We start from the raw sequence: 15,924 nt of genomic DNA, 5'->3' as shown, positions 1-15,924 counted from the left end.
ATGTGGGAGCGGGCTTGCTCGCGAAGGCGGTGGATCAGCCAACTGATGTGTCAACTGACACACCGCCTTCGCGAGCAAGCCCGCTCCCACCTTTGAATCTCCAGCGACTGAGAGAATGGAGTTAAACCAATGTCTGGATTCTGGAACCAAGCCTTCGACCTCACCGGCCGTTGCGCCGTGATCACCGGCGGGGCCGCCGGGATTGGCCTGGCGTGTGCCAGCCTGCTGGCAGAGCGTGGCGCGCGCGTGGCCCTGCTCGACCGTGACCCAGCCGTGGTTGAAGTGGCCGCCAGCCTGGGCAGCGGGCATCTGGGCCTGGCCGTCGACCTGCGCCAGCTCGACCAGGTGCAGAGCAGCATCGATTACGTGTTCGCGCACTTCAAGCGCCTGGATTATTTGGTCAACAGCGCCGGCGTAGTGATGCTCGACAAGGCCATCGATGTCAGCGAAAACGCCTGGGACATCACCCTGGATATCAACCTCAAGGCCAGCTTTTTCGTGGCCCAGGCCTGCGCCCGGCACATGCTCGCCCAGGGCAGCGGGCGCATCGTCAACCTGGCATCCCAGGCGGCGGTGATCGGCCTGGATCGGCATGTGGCCTATTGCGCGAGCAAGGCCGCGATTGTCGGCATGACCAAGGTCCTGGCCATGGAATGGGCCCCGCACATCACTGTAAATGCCATATCCCCCACCATCGTCGAAACCGCCCTGGGCAAGAAAGCCTGGGCCGGTGAAGTAGGCGAACGGGCCAAATTGCAGATCCCGGCGGGCCGTTTTGCCCAGCCGGATGAAATCGCCGGGCTGGCGTTGTACCTGCTCAGCGACGCAGCCCAGATGATCACCGGCGCCAATATGGTGATCGACGGCGGCTACAGCATTCAGTAATCCATCTATTCGTCGTGAGGTCTGTCATGTCCACCGCTACCGAACGTACCGCCGAACAACTCCACCCGGTAATCCCCAAGACCATGCAGGCCGTGGTTTGCCATGGCCCGGAAGACTATCGCCTGGAAACCGTCGATGTACCGACGCCAGGCCCCGACGAGATCCTGACCAAGGTCGAGCTGTGCGGCATCTGCATGGGCGATATCAAGACCTATCGCGGCGCGCCGTCGTTCTGGGGCGACGCCGAGCAGCCGCGCTACGTCAAGCCGCCGATGATTCCCGGGCATGAGTTTGTGTGCCGCGTGGTCGCCCTGGGCCCAGGCGCAGAAAAGCGTGGGGTGAAGGTCGGCGACCGAGTGATTTCCGAGCAGATCGTGCCGTGCTGGGGCTGCCGCTTCTGCAACCACGGCCAGTACTGGATGTGCCAGAAACACGATCTCTACGGCTTCCAGAACAACGTCCAGGGCGCCATGGCCCAGTACATGATTTTCACCAAGGAAGGCATCATCCACCAGGTACCCGACTCCATCGCGCCAGACGAAGCGATCCTTATCGAACCCCTGGCCTGCTCGCTGCACGCGGCGGAACGGGCCAATGTGGATTTCGACGACGTGGTGGTAGTCGCCGGCGCCGGCACCCTGGGCCTGGGGATCATCGGCGCGGTGCGCATGCGCAACCCCAAACGCCTGATCGTGCTCGACATGAAACCCGAACGCGCCGAACTGGCCCTGCGCATGGGCGCCGACGAAGTCTGGAACCCGGCCGAGGTCGATGTACTGGCGAAAATCCGCGAAATCACCGACGGTTATGGCTGCGATATCTATATCGAAGCCACCGGGCACCACAAGGCGGTGAACCAGGGCCTGGCGATGCTGCGCAAGTTGGGGCGCTTCGTCGAATTCAGCGTATTCAACGACGAGGCCACGGTAGATTGGTCGATCATTGGCGACCGCAAGGAACTGGACGTACTCGGCTCGCACCTGGGCCCTTACATGTACCCACGGGCCATCGACTTTATCGGCAAGCGCAAGATCGACATGCGCGACGTGGTCACCCACAAGTTTGCGCTGGCGGATTTCAAGGAGGCGTTTGCGGTGATGGAGCGTGGGGACAAGTCCTTGAAGGTTGTGCTCGAACCCTAAAACACCCCAACCGCTTTTTACTGTAGGAGCGAGCTTGCTCGCGAAAAACCTGAGGGCGACGCACTCATCCAGGTAGCCCGCGTTAGCGTTAACGTTTTTCGCGAGCAAGCTCGCTCCTACAGTTAGTTGCTCACAACAAGAACAGGAACCCGCGTTATGAATCGAGTCATCAACGATCCGGACCAAGTGGTCGAAGACATGCTGCGCGGCATTCTGGTCGCCCACCCGGAGCTGCGCCAAAGCGACAGCAACCCCCGTGTGATCAGCAAGGCCAAGCCCTCCGGCCAGGGCCGCGTAGGTATCGTCACCGGCGGCGGTTCCGGCCATGAACCGGCGTTTCTCGGCTATGTCGGCCCCGGCCTGGTGGACGCGGTGGCCGTCGGCGAAATCTTCTCCTCACCCACCGCCAAGAGTTTTTTCGATGCGTTTCGCGTCGCTGATCACGGTGCCGGCGTGGCCTGCCTGTACGGCAACTATGCCGGCGACAACATGAACGTGAAGCTGGCAATGAAAATGGCCGCCAGCAAAGACATGCGGATCCGCACCGTGGTCGCCAACGATGACGTGGCGTCGGCGCCCAAGGCCGATATCGCCAAGCGGCGCGGGGTGGCCGGGGAAATCTTCATGTGGAAAATCGGCGGGGCCGCCGCCGCGCAGCACTATGACCTGGACGGGGTGATCCGCGTCGCGCAGAAGGCGGTCGATCACTGCCGCTCCATCGGCATCGGCCTGACGCCCTGCACCATTGCAGCGGTGGGCAAGCCGAACTTCCAGATCCCGGACGGCCAGATGGAGTTGGGTATCGGCCACCACGGCGAACCCGGGATCGAGGTGATCCCGATCGAATCCGCGGCGGCCATGGCTCAACGCATGCTGGCACCGATCCTCGCCGACCGCGATTTCAGCCAGGATGACAGCGTGGTGGTGCTGGTCTCGGGCCTGGGCGCGACGCCGGTGATGGAGCTGTACATCTTCTACGCCGAAGTCGAAAGCCAGCTCAAGGCCAAGGGCCTGAAGATCCATCGCTGCTACGTCGGCAACTACTTCACTTCCCTGGAAATGATGGGCGTGACCCTGACCCTGCTGGGCCTGGATGCCGAGCTGAAAACCCTGATCGACCAACCTTGCCGCTCCATCGGCATGACCCAGGCGGAATAAACCATGAGCCAGCATTTTTCCACCCACGACGGCAGCGCGATTGTCACCGACCTGGTCAGCGTGATCGTCGCCAACCGTGAATACCTCAGCGAAGTTGACGGCGCGATTGGCGATGGCGACCACGGCATCAACATGGCCAAGGGCTTTGCCCATTGCGGCCGTACGATCGAAGGCCGGCAACTGACCCTGGCCGAGGCCCTGGATGAACTGACCCTGAGCCTGATGGAAGGCATCGGCGGCTCCATGGGCCCGCTGTATGGCAGCCTGTTTATCGGCATGGCCGACGAGGTGCGTGGCAGCGACAACATCGACGCCGCCACCTTCGCCCATCTGCTGCGCGGTGGCCTGACTTCATTGCAGGACATCACCGAAGCCGGCGTCGGCGATAAGTGCCTGATGGACACCTTGATCCCGGCGGTGGAGGCGTTTGAGCGGGCGCAAACGGCGGGTGCGTCCTTCAGCGACGCCCTGGACGCGATGAAAAGCGCCGCCTCCCAGGGCCGCGATTCGACCAAGGACCTGGTGGCCAGGATTGGCCGGGCCAGCCGCCTGGGCGAACGCTCGCTGGGGGTGCTGGATGCCGGGGCGGTGTCCTGCTGCCTGATCCTCACGCAACTGGCAGACTCGATCCAGCCGCGCCTGGCCCGGTAGGAACCGGATTGCCGGCGCCTACGGGGTGGGGTTTTGCTTGATGTGCTGGATGTACCGCGCCACCGCCGGGGCTTTTTCAAAGCGCCGGTAAATCAGCGACAGCCACGACGATGCATCGCTGCCCTGGAGGGTGCGGTAGTGCACACCCGGCAGGCTGACATGCCCCACCACCGACTCCGGCACCACCGCCACGCCCTGCCCCAGCGACACCAGGGCAATCACCGCCACCAGGCCGCCCGGCTGCGGTCCCAGGCGCGGGGCATAGCCGCCTTGTGCGGCCACCTGCAAGGTGCCGCTGATTTGCTCGGGCAGGATGAAGGTCTCGTTCTGCAAGTGCGCGCAGGTGATCGCCTTCAACCCCAGCAGCCACGAGCCCTGGGGCAGCGCCAGGACAAAACCCTCACTGCCCAGGCGCAGCGCCTCCACACCGTCGGGCAAGGTCATGGGTGAGCGAATGTAGCCAATGTCGTAGCGCCCTTCGGCCACCAGCCCCGGCAACAGCGCCATGGGGCTTTCCCGCACGCTGAGGCTGACATCGGCAAACTGCGCGCAAAACCCCTGCACCTGGCGTTGCAATACCCCGGAATACACCGCCGACGCGACATAGCCCAATTCGATATGACCGATCTCGCCACGCCCGGCGCGTTGGGCATTGCGCTGGGCGAACTCGAACTGGCGCACGGTGCTTTCGGCTTCACCCAGCAACGCGCTGCCCGCCTCGGTCAGGCTCACGTCACGCTGGCGCCGGATAAACAGGCGCGTGCCCAGGGCACGTTCCATATCCTGGATCTGCCGGCTCAACGTCGGCGGGGCAATATCCAGTTGCTCGGCGGCACGCGTGAAATTGCGGTGCCGGGCAACGGCCAGGAAGTAGCGGAAATGACGTATTTCCATATAAGGATTAGCTCAAAGGTAATGATGTGCTTGGCTTCGGCTAACAGAACCACCGGAAGTTGACGTTAAGCTCAGGGGACGCCCACAGTAGAGAACCCTCATGATGCCCGTCAAATCCAGCTTGCCTGTTGCCTGCCAGGTAATCATGCCATGAGCCGGGTCAGCCCACGCCTTACCCTGTTGACCGCCTCCGGGGTCTGTTCGCTGATTGTCCTCGACACCAACATCGTCGCGGTGACCCTGCCGACCATTGCCCGCGACCTGGGCGCCAATTTCGCCGATATCGAATGGGTGGTCAGCGCCTATATGCTGGCCTTCGCCGCCCTGCTGTTGCCGGCCGGGAGCATTGCCGACCGCTTCGGCCGCAAGAAGACCCTGGTGTGGGGCCTGGGTATTTTTATCCTCGCCTCCCTGGGCTGTGGCGCTGCGCCCAGCGTGCTGCTGCTGGATATTGCCCGCGCCGTGAAGGGTGTCGGTGCCGCACTGCTGCTGACCTCGGCCCTGGCTTCCATCGGCCATGCCTTTCACGATGAACTGGAACGGGCCAAGGCCTGGGCGTTCTGGGGGGCCTGCATGGGCGTGGCGATGACCGCCGCCCCAACCCTCGGCGGCCTGATTACCCATTACATGGGCTGGCGCTGGATTTTCTACCTCAACCTGCCGGTGGGCCTGGCGTTGCTGGCGCTGGTCCTGCATGCCATCCCGGAATCGCGCGACAGTCAATCGGCGCGCCTCGACCCTTGGGGCAGCCTGACCTTCAGCGCCAGCCTGCTGTGCCTGATCTGGGGCCTGATCGAAGCCAACCGGATCGGCTGGGACAACCCACTGACCTATGCGCGCCTGCTCGGCGGTGCGTTCCTGCTGGGCCTGTTTGTGCTGGTGGAACGTGTGCAGCGCCGGCCAATGGTGGACCTGCAACTGTTCCAGTACCCGCGATTTATCGGCGCGCTGCTGGGGATGTTTGCCTACGCCGGGTGCGCCCAGGTGATGATGACGCTGCTGCCGTTCTACCTGCAAAACGGCCTGGAGTTTTCTGCGATTGCCTCGGGCCTGGGAATGCTGCCGTTTGCCCTGACCATGCTGATCTGCCCGCGTATCGGCGCACGCCTGGCCAACCGCTTCGCCCCCGCGACCATGATGGCAACCGGGCTGGCCCTGGTGGGCTGCGGCAACCTGTTCAGCGCCTGGGCGGTCAGTGTCGGCGGTTACCTGCCGTTCGCCCTGGCGATAGCCGTGACCGGCGCCGGTGCCGGCCTGCTCAATGGCGACACCCAGAAAAACATCATGGCCTGCGTACCGAGGGACCGTGCGGGCATGGCCTCGGGCATGAGTACCACCATGCGTTTCAGCGCGATCATGTTGGCGATTGGGGTGTATGGCGCGCTGCTGGCCAGCCATAGCGAGCATCTGCTGCACGCCAGCCTCGGCGCGCAATGGCAGGCCCAGGTACCGGGGATTGCCTCGCGGGTGGTGGCCGGGGATATGCCAGCGGCCATGGCGCTGCTGCCGGAATCGGCGCAGGGGCCGGTGCAACCCTTGGCATGGCAGGCATTTGTCGGTGGGTTCGGCAGGGTGTTGTGGGTGGCGGGGCTATTGAGCCTGCTGGGAGCGCTGGTAGTAGGCCTGTTGATGAGGCATCCGATTCCACTGCTGCAGCCCGTAGCCCCAGTCAAGTGAGCGTCAGCAAGATCCCGAAGCTCACCAGCAATGCGCCAAAAATCCGGTCGATCCACTGTCGCGCGGCCAATAACCTGGCGCGCACCGCCCCGGCGGAGAAGCACAGTGCGACGAGGCTGAACCACACCACATGTGCTCCAGCGATAAATAGCCCGTACCCGATTTGTGCCGTCACAGCGGTGTCCGGCCGTACGACTCCCATGAACAGACTGACGATGAAGATCGATGTCTTAGGATTCAACGCATTTGTGAGAAATCCCGTACGCAGCGCTCCCAGATCAGACATGGCGGGCGGTGGCGCATCCGACGGTTCAGTGGCCGGCCCGGAACGAAGCATCTTGATGCCCAAGTAGACGAGATAGGCCGCTCCAGCCAGCTTCAACACATTGAACAACCAAGGCGTTTGTTGCAGCACCAAGCCCAATCCGAGCAGCGTGTAGCACACGTGAACAAGCACCCCTAGGCCAATTCCGACAGCGGTGAGCACGCCCGCCCTTCGAGACAGGAGCAATCCGTTGCGAGACACCATGGCGAAATCCGGCCCTGGACTGATGCACGCCAGTAGTGTGATGGTGATTACCGCTATCCATTCGCCCATGCTGTACCCTTTGAATTCTTGGTGGTGTAGGGCAATATTTACAGATCCTATGCCTTGGTAAAAACGATGATTTCTGAAGAAAATGGTGACTACAACTCACTGACTTCTGAGACTCGCATGCCGTCTCTGCTGGCATTGCGCTGCTTCGAATCAGCCGCACGCCTGGAAAACTTCGCCCGCGCAGCTGACGAGTTGCACCTGACACCGGGGGCCATCAGCCGCGCAGTGCGCCTGCTTGAGGAGGATTTGGGCGTCGACCTGTTCGAGCGGCGTGGTCGCAGGGTGTTTTTAACCGATGCCGGAAGACGCCTGGCAAAAGCCACCAGTGAGGGGCTGGGGTTGATGACCCAGGCCGTTCGCGAGATACGCACCGACGCCCGTCGAGCTCGCCAGCTCGTCCTGTCCTGCGAGCCCACGCTGTTGATGCGCTGGTTGATCCCTCGCTGGAGCGACTTCCAGACCCTTCACCCAGGCCTGGACATTCACCTGGTTGCTGGCGGCGGCCCCTTTTCATTCAACCAGGGTATCGACCTGGCCATCCGGCGCGACGATTTTCCCTGTCCTCCCGGCTACCATACCGAGACGCTATTCCCAGAGCAGGTCGGCCCCGTATGCCGGCCAGAAAAGGCAGATCAGTGGTTTGGCAAAAATCGCAAATCCCTGCTCCCCTCTGCCCTGCTACTGCAAACAGCTAGCCGGCCCACGGCTTGGCACGAATGGGCTTACGCAAAGCAACTGCCTGCTCCAGAAATGGAAATGCAATCTTTCGAGCACTTCTATTTCAGCATCCAGGCCGCCGTTGCAGGCCTTGGGGTAGCCATCGGCCCATGGCACCTGGTGCGCGACGATATCCAAAGCGGTGTGTTAGCCGCGCCATTGGGCTTTGTTGAAGATGGCTCGCGGTACTGCCTGCTATCGCCTACAGCGCCAAGGCCCGGTAGCGTGGAGATGGCGCTACTTGAATGGTTGCAAACTGTGGGGTGAGATGTCTGGGTGTTCAGTCATACCCCGGCGAACTAGCCAACTTGCCGAACGCGAAGCCCCTAAATAACAGGCGATAGAAAAGGACATACCGTGCTTATCGTATTCAGCGGCCTTCCCGGCACCGGCAAAACCACAATCGCCAAGGAGCTAGCGGCTAAAACCGGCGCCGTTTACCTGCGGATCGATACGATTGAGCAAGCGATCCGCAACTGCGCAGTTCTTGCACAAGACGTGGGGTCCAGCGGCTATAGGGTCGCGAATGAACTTGCCCTGAGTAATCTTCGCCTTGGCCACACGGTCATCGTTGACTGCGTAAACCCTGTAAGCGAAAGCCGAATAGCCTGGAGCGAAATCGCCGTAAAGGCGGGTATCGAGTTATTCAATATTCAAGTGATTTGCTCTGATAAAAATGAACACCAGCAACGGGTGGAAACCAGGAAGAGTGATATTGCGGGGCTGATCCCACCCACCTGGCAGTCTGTGCTGGATCATGAATACGAAGCCTGGGAAGAAGCTCCGTTTTGCATAGATACTGCGCTGGTTTCACCGGCGCAAGCGCTCTCGATGATCACCGACCGATTACTGTCTTAGCGGGTAATGACGTCTATAAAGCTTCAAACATAGGATTGATGCACAGCGATTCTGGAGATGCATATGGACTTGGCAACACTCGCGTTATTCCTGCCCGCATGCTTTGCGCTGAATATGGCGCCAGGGCCCAACAATCTGCTGTCTATCAGCAATGCAACCCGCTATGGCTATCGCACATCCTGCCTGGCTGGCGTAGGTCGCTTGCTGGCGTTCGCAATCATGATCGCACTTGCCTCGGCGGGCTTGGCCGTGGTGTTGCAAACTTCAGAGCTAGTCTTTTACGGGATCAAAATAATTGGCGCGGCTTATCTTTTCTACCTGGCGTATCAACTGTGGAACGCCGCACCGCAAGTAGCAGCCGAATCCGAAACCTCTCAGGTGGGACTGTGGGGGTTGGCAAGACAGGAATTCCTCGTGGCCGCCGGCAACCCCAAAGCCATTCTGATCTTTACCGCGTTCTTACCTCAATTCGTTGACCCAGCGGTAGACGTGGGCTCCCAGTTCACGCTGCTGGGATTGCTGTTCCTGGTATTGGAATGGATTGCCATTGGCATCTACGCATACATCGGACTGCACATGCGCCGCTGGTTTACCCAGCCTCGAGGCAAGAAGATTTTTAATCGTTGCTGCGCGGGTTTGTTGTCCGCAGCTGCCTCGATGTTATTGATGGCGCGGCGTGGGTGAATCTCATCAACAAAACAAAAACGGGACAGATTGATCTTCAAGCGGACGCAAGCTGAATCGCCCCTAGTTTCGTAGACGCCATCAAGCTACAAGGAAGGGTTGCTAACCCTGCATAACTGTCCGCTTTTGGCCGATTTCTGCCGGTGACAACCGACTGAAAACGGCCAAAAGCAGACGCTCAGCGATGGGGGCTAAGCGATGTATTTCATCCCATAATAAGCTTCAGAAAGCTTTCAGCCTCAGAACGGTTATGGAACATCAAAGTGAAGGTGCCCAGCGTAAGCAAGCAGCAAGGGGGAGATTCGATTTCTTCGAAAACGATTTTCACAGACGTCCTCCAGTCAAACCTTAATTACGTAGTTACAGGAAGTAGCGGTTTGACCTGCCTTCCATCCTGAAACACCCGATCCTTACCATCATGCTTGGCTTTATACATATTGCTGTCGGCGCATTTGAGCACCGTTGACATGTCCGATGTCGCTCGGAACGGCGCGACGCCCGCGCTGCAAGTGAATTGATGCGGAGGCAATACGCTGCTACGGATGTTGGCCAGCAGGCGCAACGCATATTCATTAGCAACCGCATCATCTTCGCCCAACAACAAGACACCGAACTCCTCACCTCCAATCCGTCCGACACAGTGGCTGCCAGCGGTGGTTTTCAGGCACCCGGCCATGGCACACAAAATCTTGTCACCGACATCGTGACCGTACTGATCGTTTTTTAATTTAAAGTCGTCAATGTCCAACATTATGAAGTAGCCGCTGGGACCTTCAGCCAATGCCTTTTTTAAGGTCTCTATAAAGGCCCGCCGGTTAAGTAAGGAGGTGAGAAAGTCTGTCTCCGCCAATGTCCTGAACTCACTTTCGACCAACAATACCGACCGCATGCTTCTTAAAAAGGTAAAGCTAAGAGTAAAACCAATGGACATGGAGGCAACGCAAAAAATTACCACATAAACTTCCAGTCCCCGGTAAAAGCCAACGTCCAAAGTGGGCCACATCAGCATCCAGACCAGCAATGTAGAAAAAAGATAGTCCTGAACTGTGACGAATAAGATAGCACTGCTTACCACGATAATCACAGCAAGGGGCAGCGTAAAGACGCGTAACTGCACATTGGTGTCAATCACATATGCAAAGCCGAGTGACAAAATCAATATATAGACGCCGCCGAGCATTCTCCATATGCGGAAATCAGCAACTACGCGATGGACGTACCAAATAACAAACAACAATGTTGTGACCAATAGGTTCGGTAGATTTAACGTTGTCGCAGGCTCAATCAGCAAAACGCAAAGCCAGGAAACAATTCCTGCCATTTCAATCTTGGTAACCGCTGGTGACAGCAGCGTTCGCATTCTTGGTCGGATTTTGAAAATCGCCGGCATCCCTAAACTCCTTTTCCGAAACGGCCTGAATGTGACGTGAACGTGTGAGCAATACCTGACCAATGACTTAAGTGTATTTCGGCATCTATACTCCTGTTATCAATCGGAAAAGACTGCACGCAAAACTTTCATATTGCTTTCACCATCAACGAAGAGGCGTTACCGCGACGCAGATAGAGCATTCAATGCAGGTCGCTGGTGACTCTGCCAATGGCTTTCACGACTTGCTTTGCGCCTGACTGGATAGCCACCATCGCCATACCTGCCTGTTCGGACAGTTCCAATAAAACGTCGGCTTGGTCTCTGCTGCACTGGACATGCAACGCTGCTGCGCCGGCCAATTCTCGGTTTTGCCTGACCACGCCGTTAATCTCCCGCGTGGCTGCACTGGTACGGCCGGCGAGCTTGCGCACTTCATCCGCCACAACAGCGAATCCTCGCCCATGCACTCCAGCGCGTGCAGCTTCGATAGCGGCGTTAAGCGCCAAAAGATTGGTCTGGGTGGCAATGGCGCCAATCGTGTCGACGATGGAACCGATCAACTGCGACTGCGATTCAAGCGCGGTCATGCTGTCGGTCACCAAGGCCATCTGTTGGGCGATATTCTGTGTTCCAAGTACGGAGTCGGCGACCAATTCCATACCTCGGTTAGCTTTTACATCGGTATCTAGCGACACCTCGTAAGCCATGGTCGCTGCTTGTTTGATTTGGTCGGCTTTTTCAACTTGCTCGGTCACTACACTGGCGAATTTGGCAATTTTATAAACCCGACCGGAAGCGTCTCTGATGGGATTGTAAGTGGCCTCTAGCCACACCACTTTTCCGCTTTTATCTACCCGGCGAAAGCGACCAGCGTTAAACACGCCCTTGTTCAGACTCTTCCAGAACTCGGCGTAATGCGCCGACGCCACGTCCTCCGCGAGGCAGAACAGGCGGTGATGCTTGCCCTGTATCTCCGCAAGGCTATAACCCATGGCCTGGACGAACGATTCGTTGGCGTAAATGACCTCACCCGCGAGACTGAACTGAATCATCGCCATCGAGCGGTTCAGTGCGTTGAACATTTCGATGACCTCCTGTTCGTCTTGCGCCAGAGGTGGTGCAACCATGCCGTAGCCTTGAAACGTCCGGTTCGCTGCAGCGATCCAACCTACATTGAGTGTCACAGCCCGGCCGTCGGAGGCACGATAGCGTTGCCGTTGGATGGCGTACAGGTTGGGTGCAAAATCATTCTGCGGCTCCGCGTTGATGTTACTCATTGCCATATTTGAAAGCTGTTCGAGCGAGTATCCCAGCGTTTGCGCAAACCGCTGGTTGGCCGAGATAATCCGACCAGCACCATCGACACGTATTGAAAGAAAAACCACTTCGATACCGGCAACTGTACCGAGCGACAGGGACAGTTCCTCTTGGCAGGCAAAAAGAGCATTCTTTATCTGGCGATTAAACACGCTGAACTCCGGTATAAAAAATTACAACAGAAAAAGACATTGCTCAGTGTTTAAGTCGATCCCGAGAGGGAAGGTTAAATAACAAACGAACTCATTGGGGCCAGCGTCCACTAACAATGCAAATACAGCCAGACTTATTTTCCACTTCGCTTTCATCAACTCCCAGTTCCATGCTGACCCGTGCAACTGCGAAGTAAATTGACATGGCCCGCCGCATCAGTTCGAGAAAGGCCGGGCTCAACTCCACCAAGCGTTTATCGCATTTGAAATAGCCGTGTAACTGGCCTTCCTTGATCATGCGCTGCATGTGTGTCTTGGATACGCCCAGACGCGATGAAAGCTCAACGTAAGAGGATACTTTGTAGCCAGTCTCTAACGAGCCGTTGCGCAAGGCATCAGCATAGAGTGCGAGCATCGGCAGGTGACCGCCATCCCGGTTGAGAATCCATTTCGCTTCAGGCAAAAGCTTGTCGAGCAGGAAGTCGCCTTCAAGTATTCTGGCAAAACCTCGAAAAAAAACGCGCAATAGATCCGCACTTTTCCCCATGCCCGACAACCAACTGTCGTATGGAGAGATCATCTGCGAAGGCAGTAGATACGATTTGATTAGCTGCGCGGTATTGCACAGCGCTTTATCCGTGGGTCGGAAGCTACGTTGGCGTCCGTCCTGGACATGTAACCGGACATCCAGATATCCGGCGATAGATAAGAACGAGCAATATGAGTCCAGGCTGTTGCGAGACATATAGCCACGTTCTTGGCAAAATGCTTTCACTTTGGATAAGGGAACTTGCTCATCTTTATAACTAAAGCTCAACAAAGACAGGGCTACCATGAATCGGTCATATTTCAACAGGTTTTTATAGAATGAAGGCTTTTGTCGATAGCTCTCCATAACCAAATCGAAATGCAGGAGAACAGCTTCGTCTATATTGCCTCGGGTCATTTCGTAACTGGTCTCTTTCAAATTCTCAAGCAGATCAGTCTTGTTCATCGAGTACACAACCCTTAATCGGCAATATCAAACGGCTACTATTCACAATACGCACAGTATATGTGTATTCGAACCGCTGGCAGGTTCACCCCAAAAATGTTTTATGACCTGACTCGCTTCGATTACCGGTCATCCGCAAGCGTGTCTGATCGATGCCCTCCGGCTTAAAGACGCGCTGCGTGCATGAATCCGTTCGACCAATTGCAGCCAACAACGCATCACGATAATTCCCGCCCGTTCTTGCATCATGATCCTCGCCACGTTCCCCTCGTGCCACCGAACTATAGTTGTAGGATCTAACCCATCTTGGAGTAGGCCAGCGCGAATTCATCGGCCAGGATCCTGACGGTTGTCTCGTCAGGTTGGTAGCGCGGTTGGGTGAGAGGCCGACTTACTCAATCTGAATTTGAATCTGAGCCAAGCCGATGTTCAGGTTTTGGGTTCAGCGGACGCAGTTCAACGTCCGCTAATGGCCGTTAGTGAACGCTCAGGCTCCTGAGTCTCGAGCACAATCCCACGCCCAATCGAGCAGAGCCATACCGATAACGGCGTCTTAAATTTCCCGTAAAAAGATAGGGTTGCGGAAGCGATCCGAAAAATTGCGGAAGTGATCGTCAAATCTTAGGCAATAAAAAACCCCGTAGACCATTGATCTACGGGGCTTTCAAGAGTGGAGGCCGAGGTCGGAATCGAACCGGCGTAGGCGGATTTGCAATCCGCTGCATAACCATTTTGCTACTCGGCCTCAAACGATCAATACCAAAACCACTGACATTCACCGCATATAAACTTGAGTGGGCTATGTGAAGCTTGCCTCTACTCTATCTCATTGAAAACATTGAAGTTTTTTATGTCTCAGCGCGTTCAATGGCGGCAATTATGTACTCATTTGCCGGGGCTGGCAACCCCTTGATTTCAAAAAATATTCTTCTGTAGGGCAGAGCCGGGGCGGTCTGGGAGAACACGCCCCTGCCCTGCCTATGCTTAGTAGCCCAGTGACAGCCCGGTATTGCGCCGTGGGTCGTTGGCGCCGTAGAAGCGGTTGTTGCCCACGGGCTTGCCGTCCAGGGACGGGGCGCCGACGAGGATCGCGGCCAGGTGGTTGGCGTCTTGGGGGCCGGCGAATTTGTGGCCCCAGCTTTCGAGGATTTTCTGGGTGTCGGGGCTCAGGGCGAAGGTTTCGAGGTTGGTGGTGTCGGGCATCCACTGCTGGTGGAAACGTGGGGCGTTGACGGCCTCCTGGATGTTCATCTTGTAGTCGATGACGTTGAGGATGGTGAGCAAGGTGGCGGTGATGATGCGGCTGCCCCCCGGTGTGCCGATGACCATCACGGCCTTGCCGTCCTTGGTCACGATGGTCGGGCTCATGGACGACAGGGGCGCCTTGCCCGGGGCGATGGCGTTGGCTTCGCCCTGGACCAGCCCGTACATGTTTGGCACGCCGACCTTGACGGTGAAGTCGTCCATTTCGTCGTTGAGGATCACCCCGGTCTTGCTGGCCATGACGCCGGCACCGAACCAGTCGTTGAGGGTGTAGGTCACCGACACCGCGTTGCCCCATTTGTCGACGATGGAGTAATGGGTGGTGTTGCTGCCTTCATGGGGCGCAACGCCGGGCTTGATGGCCATGGAGTCGCCGGCCTTTTGCGGTTCGATGGCGGCGCGCAGTTTGGCCGCGTAGTTCTTGTCCAGCAGATGCTCCACGGGGTTCTGCACGAAGTCCGGGTCGCCCAGGTAGCTGTTGCGGTCGACGTAGGCGTGGCGCATGGCTTCGATCTGGTAATGGGTGCCCTGGGCCGAGCCGTAGCCCAGTTCGGCCATGGGGTAGCCTTCGAGGATGTTCATGATCTGGCAGATCACCAGGCCGCCCGAGCTCGGTGGCGGCGCCGAAACTACGTGGTAGCCGCGGTAGTCGCATTCGATGGGGGCCAGCTCGCGGGTCTGGTATTTGTCCAGGTCGGCCTGGGCGATGATGCCCTTGCCAGCCTGGCTGGAGTCGACGATAGCCTTGGCCACCCAGCCTTTGTAGAAGCCATCGGCGCCCTTGGCGGAGATTTCCCGCAGGGTCCGCGCGAGGTCTTTTTGCACCAGTTTCTGCCCAACCTGCAGCGGCTCGCCTTTGTTGAGGAAGATGCCGCGCAGGTCCTGGTCTTTTTTGAATTCTTCGGTGGCGCTGTGCAGCATGTCGATATCGCCCTGGTCGAGGGCAAAGCCGTTTTCTGCAAGCTTGATAGCCGGCGCGATCACCTGGGCACGCTTGAGGGTCCCGTATTTACTCAGGGCCAGCTCCATGCCGGAGACGGTGCCGGGCACGCCGACCGCCAGGTGGCCCTTGGCGCTGAGGCCAGGGACGACATTGCCGTCCTTGTCCAGGTACATGTCGGCGGTGGCCGCCAAGGGGGCTTTTTCGCGGAAGTCGAGGAAGGTCTTGCGCCCGTCCGCCAATTGCACGGTCATGAACCCACCGCCGCCGAGATTGCCCGCTGCCGGGTAGACCACCGCCAGGGCGTATCCCACGGCCACTGCCGCATCCACGGCGTTGCCGCCAGCCTTCAACACATCGACACCCACGTGGGTCGCCAAATGCTGGGCCGTCACCACCATGCCGTTTTCACCGGCCACCGGGGCCTGGGAGGCCGCCTGCACACAGCTGAATGTCAGGACCAGGGCCGTCGCGATCAAGGTTCGGGTAAAGGGTTGGTAGTTCATCCGTGGATACTCTGTTTATTAGAAGCGTTAAACGTAGCTTCTTTCGCACAGCAACCCCAGCCAAGTGGCGCTTTTCAGACAGAGCTTGTCGGTGACGGAATGCTATATTCGCCCCG

The 15,924-nt window shown here is 58.2% G+C and carries 14 protein-coding genes, 1 tRNA gene and 1 pseudogene; 9 read left to right on the top strand and 7 right to left on the bottom strand.

What is annotated here, in order from left to right:
• Positions 1-129: 129 nt before the first annotated feature.
• The 4 genes from HBO19_RS06935 (at position 130) to dhaL (ending at position 3,836) form a co-directional block, all read left to right on the top strand.
• Complete coding sequence (locus HBO19_RS06935; RefSeq protein ID WP_169956586.1) at positions 130-885, top strand: SDR family oxidoreductase; 756 nt, start codon at positions 130-132, stop codon at positions 883-885.
• A gap of 26 nt (positions 886-911) precedes the next feature.
• A complete protein-coding gene (locus tag HBO19_RS06930) occupies positions 912-2,027 on the top strand; it encodes an alcohol dehydrogenase catalytic domain-containing protein (RefSeq protein ID WP_029293713.1) in 1,116 nt (371 codons plus the stop codon).
• Positions 2,028-2,183: 156 nt separating this feature from the next.
• On the top strand, positions 2,184-3,185 hold the full coding sequence (locus HBO19_RS06925; RefSeq protein WP_169956588.1) for a dihydroxyacetone kinase subunit DhaK: 1,002 nt from the start codon (positions 2,184-2,186) through the stop codon (positions 3,183-3,185).
• Positions 3,186-3,188: 3 nt separating this feature from the next.
• Positions 3,189-3,836 (top strand): dihydroxyacetone kinase subunit DhaL, encoded by a 648-nt coding sequence (gene dhaL / locus HBO19_RS06920; protein WP_169956590.1) that lies wholly within the window; start codon positions 3,189-3,191, stop codon positions 3,834-3,836.
• Positions 3,837-3,854: 18 nt separating this feature from the next.
• On the opposite strand, the gene HBO19_RS06915 is transcribed toward dhaL, so the two are convergent.
• Positions 3,855-4,730 (bottom strand): LysR substrate-binding domain-containing protein, encoded by an 876-nt coding sequence (locus HBO19_RS06915; protein ID WP_169956592.1) that lies wholly within the window; start codon positions 4,728-4,730, stop codon positions 3,855-3,857.
• 150 nt (positions 4,731-4,880) lie between these two features.
• Here HBO19_RS06915 and HBO19_RS06910 point away from each other — a divergent pair, with 150 nt between their 5' ends.
• Entirely contained in the window at positions 4,881-6,407 is a 1,527-nt protein-coding gene (locus HBO19_RS06910; RefSeq protein WP_170057139.1) for an MFS transporter, read from the top strand.
• Here HBO19_RS06910 and HBO19_RS06905 read toward each other — a convergent pair.
• Complete coding sequence (locus HBO19_RS06905; RefSeq protein ID WP_169956596.1) at positions 6,400-7,005, bottom strand: LysE family translocator; 606 nt, start codon at positions 7,003-7,005, stop codon at positions 6,400-6,402. The genes HBO19_RS06910 and HBO19_RS06905 overlap by 8 nt on opposite strands.
• A gap of 66 nt (positions 7,006-7,071) precedes the next feature.
• Here HBO19_RS06905 and HBO19_RS06900 point away from each other — a divergent pair, with 66 nt between their 5' ends.
• The 3 genes from HBO19_RS06900 to HBO19_RS06890 all read left to right on the top strand — a co-directional run bounded on the left by HBO19_RS06900 (position 7,072) and on the right by HBO19_RS06890 (position 9,264).
• Positions 7,072-7,989 carry a LysR family transcriptional regulator gene (locus HBO19_RS06900; protein WP_170057138.1) on the top strand — a complete coding sequence of 306 codons (918 nt, stop codon included), beginning with the start codon at positions 7,072-7,074 and terminating at the stop codon, positions 7,987-7,989.
• Between the two features lie 90 nt (positions 7,990-8,079).
• Positions 8,080-8,580, top strand: coding sequence for an AAA family ATPase (locus tag HBO19_RS06895; protein WP_169956600.1), 501 nt, complete (start codon positions 8,080-8,082; stop codon positions 8,578-8,580).
• 63 nt (positions 8,581-8,643) lie between these two features.
• The gene (locus tag HBO19_RS06890) at positions 8,644-9,264 is read left to right on the top strand and encodes a LysE family translocator (RefSeq protein ID WP_170057137.1); all 621 of its coding nucleotides are present in this window, start codon (positions 8,644-8,646) and stop codon (positions 9,262-9,264) included.
• A gap of 352 nt (positions 9,265-9,616) precedes the next feature.
• Here HBO19_RS06890 and HBO19_RS06885 read toward each other — a convergent pair whose 3' ends face one another.
• The 3 genes from HBO19_RS06885 to HBO19_RS06875 all read right to left on the bottom strand — a co-directional run bounded on the left by HBO19_RS06885 (position 9,617) and on the right by HBO19_RS06875 (position 13,099).
• On the bottom strand, positions 9,617-10,654 hold the full coding sequence (locus HBO19_RS06885) for a GGDEF domain-containing protein (RefSeq protein ID WP_169956604.1): 1,038 nt from the start codon (positions 10,652-10,654) through the stop codon (positions 9,617-9,619).
• A 182-nt stretch (positions 10,655-10,836) separates the two neighbouring features.
• Positions 10,837-12,105 (bottom strand): methyl-accepting chemotaxis protein, encoded by a 1,269-nt coding sequence (locus tag HBO19_RS06880; protein ID WP_170057136.1) that lies wholly within the window; start codon positions 12,103-12,105, stop codon positions 10,837-10,839.
• Between the two features lie 91 nt (positions 12,106-12,196).
• Positions 12,197-13,099 (bottom strand): hypothetical protein, encoded by a 903-nt coding sequence (locus tag HBO19_RS06875; RefSeq protein ID WP_170057135.1) that lies wholly within the window; start codon positions 13,097-13,099, stop codon positions 12,197-12,199.
• 302 nt (positions 13,100-13,401) lie between these two features.
• Here HBO19_RS06875 and HBO19_RS28425 point away from each other — a divergent pair.
• Positions 13,402-13,503: pseudogene (locus tag HBO19_RS28425) on the top strand (VOC family protein); the annotation flags it as partial.
• Positions 13,504-13,770: 267 nt separating this feature from the next.
• Here the strand turns inward: HBO19_RS28425 and HBO19_RS06870 are convergent.
• Positions 13,771-13,844 (bottom strand) — tRNA-Cys (locus tag HBO19_RS06870).
• 239 nt (positions 13,845-14,083) lie between these two features.
• On the bottom strand, positions 14,084-15,808 hold the full coding sequence (ggt, locus tag HBO19_RS06865; RefSeq protein ID WP_170057134.1) for a gamma-glutamyltransferase: 1,725 nt from the start codon (positions 15,806-15,808) through the stop codon (positions 14,084-14,086).
• Positions 15,809-15,924 lie beyond the last annotated feature (116 nt).

The organism is Pseudomonas sp. WS 5021, from assembly GCF_012985535.1.
Lineage (GTDB): Bacteria > Pseudomonadota > Gammaproteobacteria > Pseudomonadales > Pseudomonadaceae > Aquipseudomonas.
Note: the sequence above shows the minus strand (reverse complement) of the source record. Positions and strands in the feature narration are given on the sequence as shown.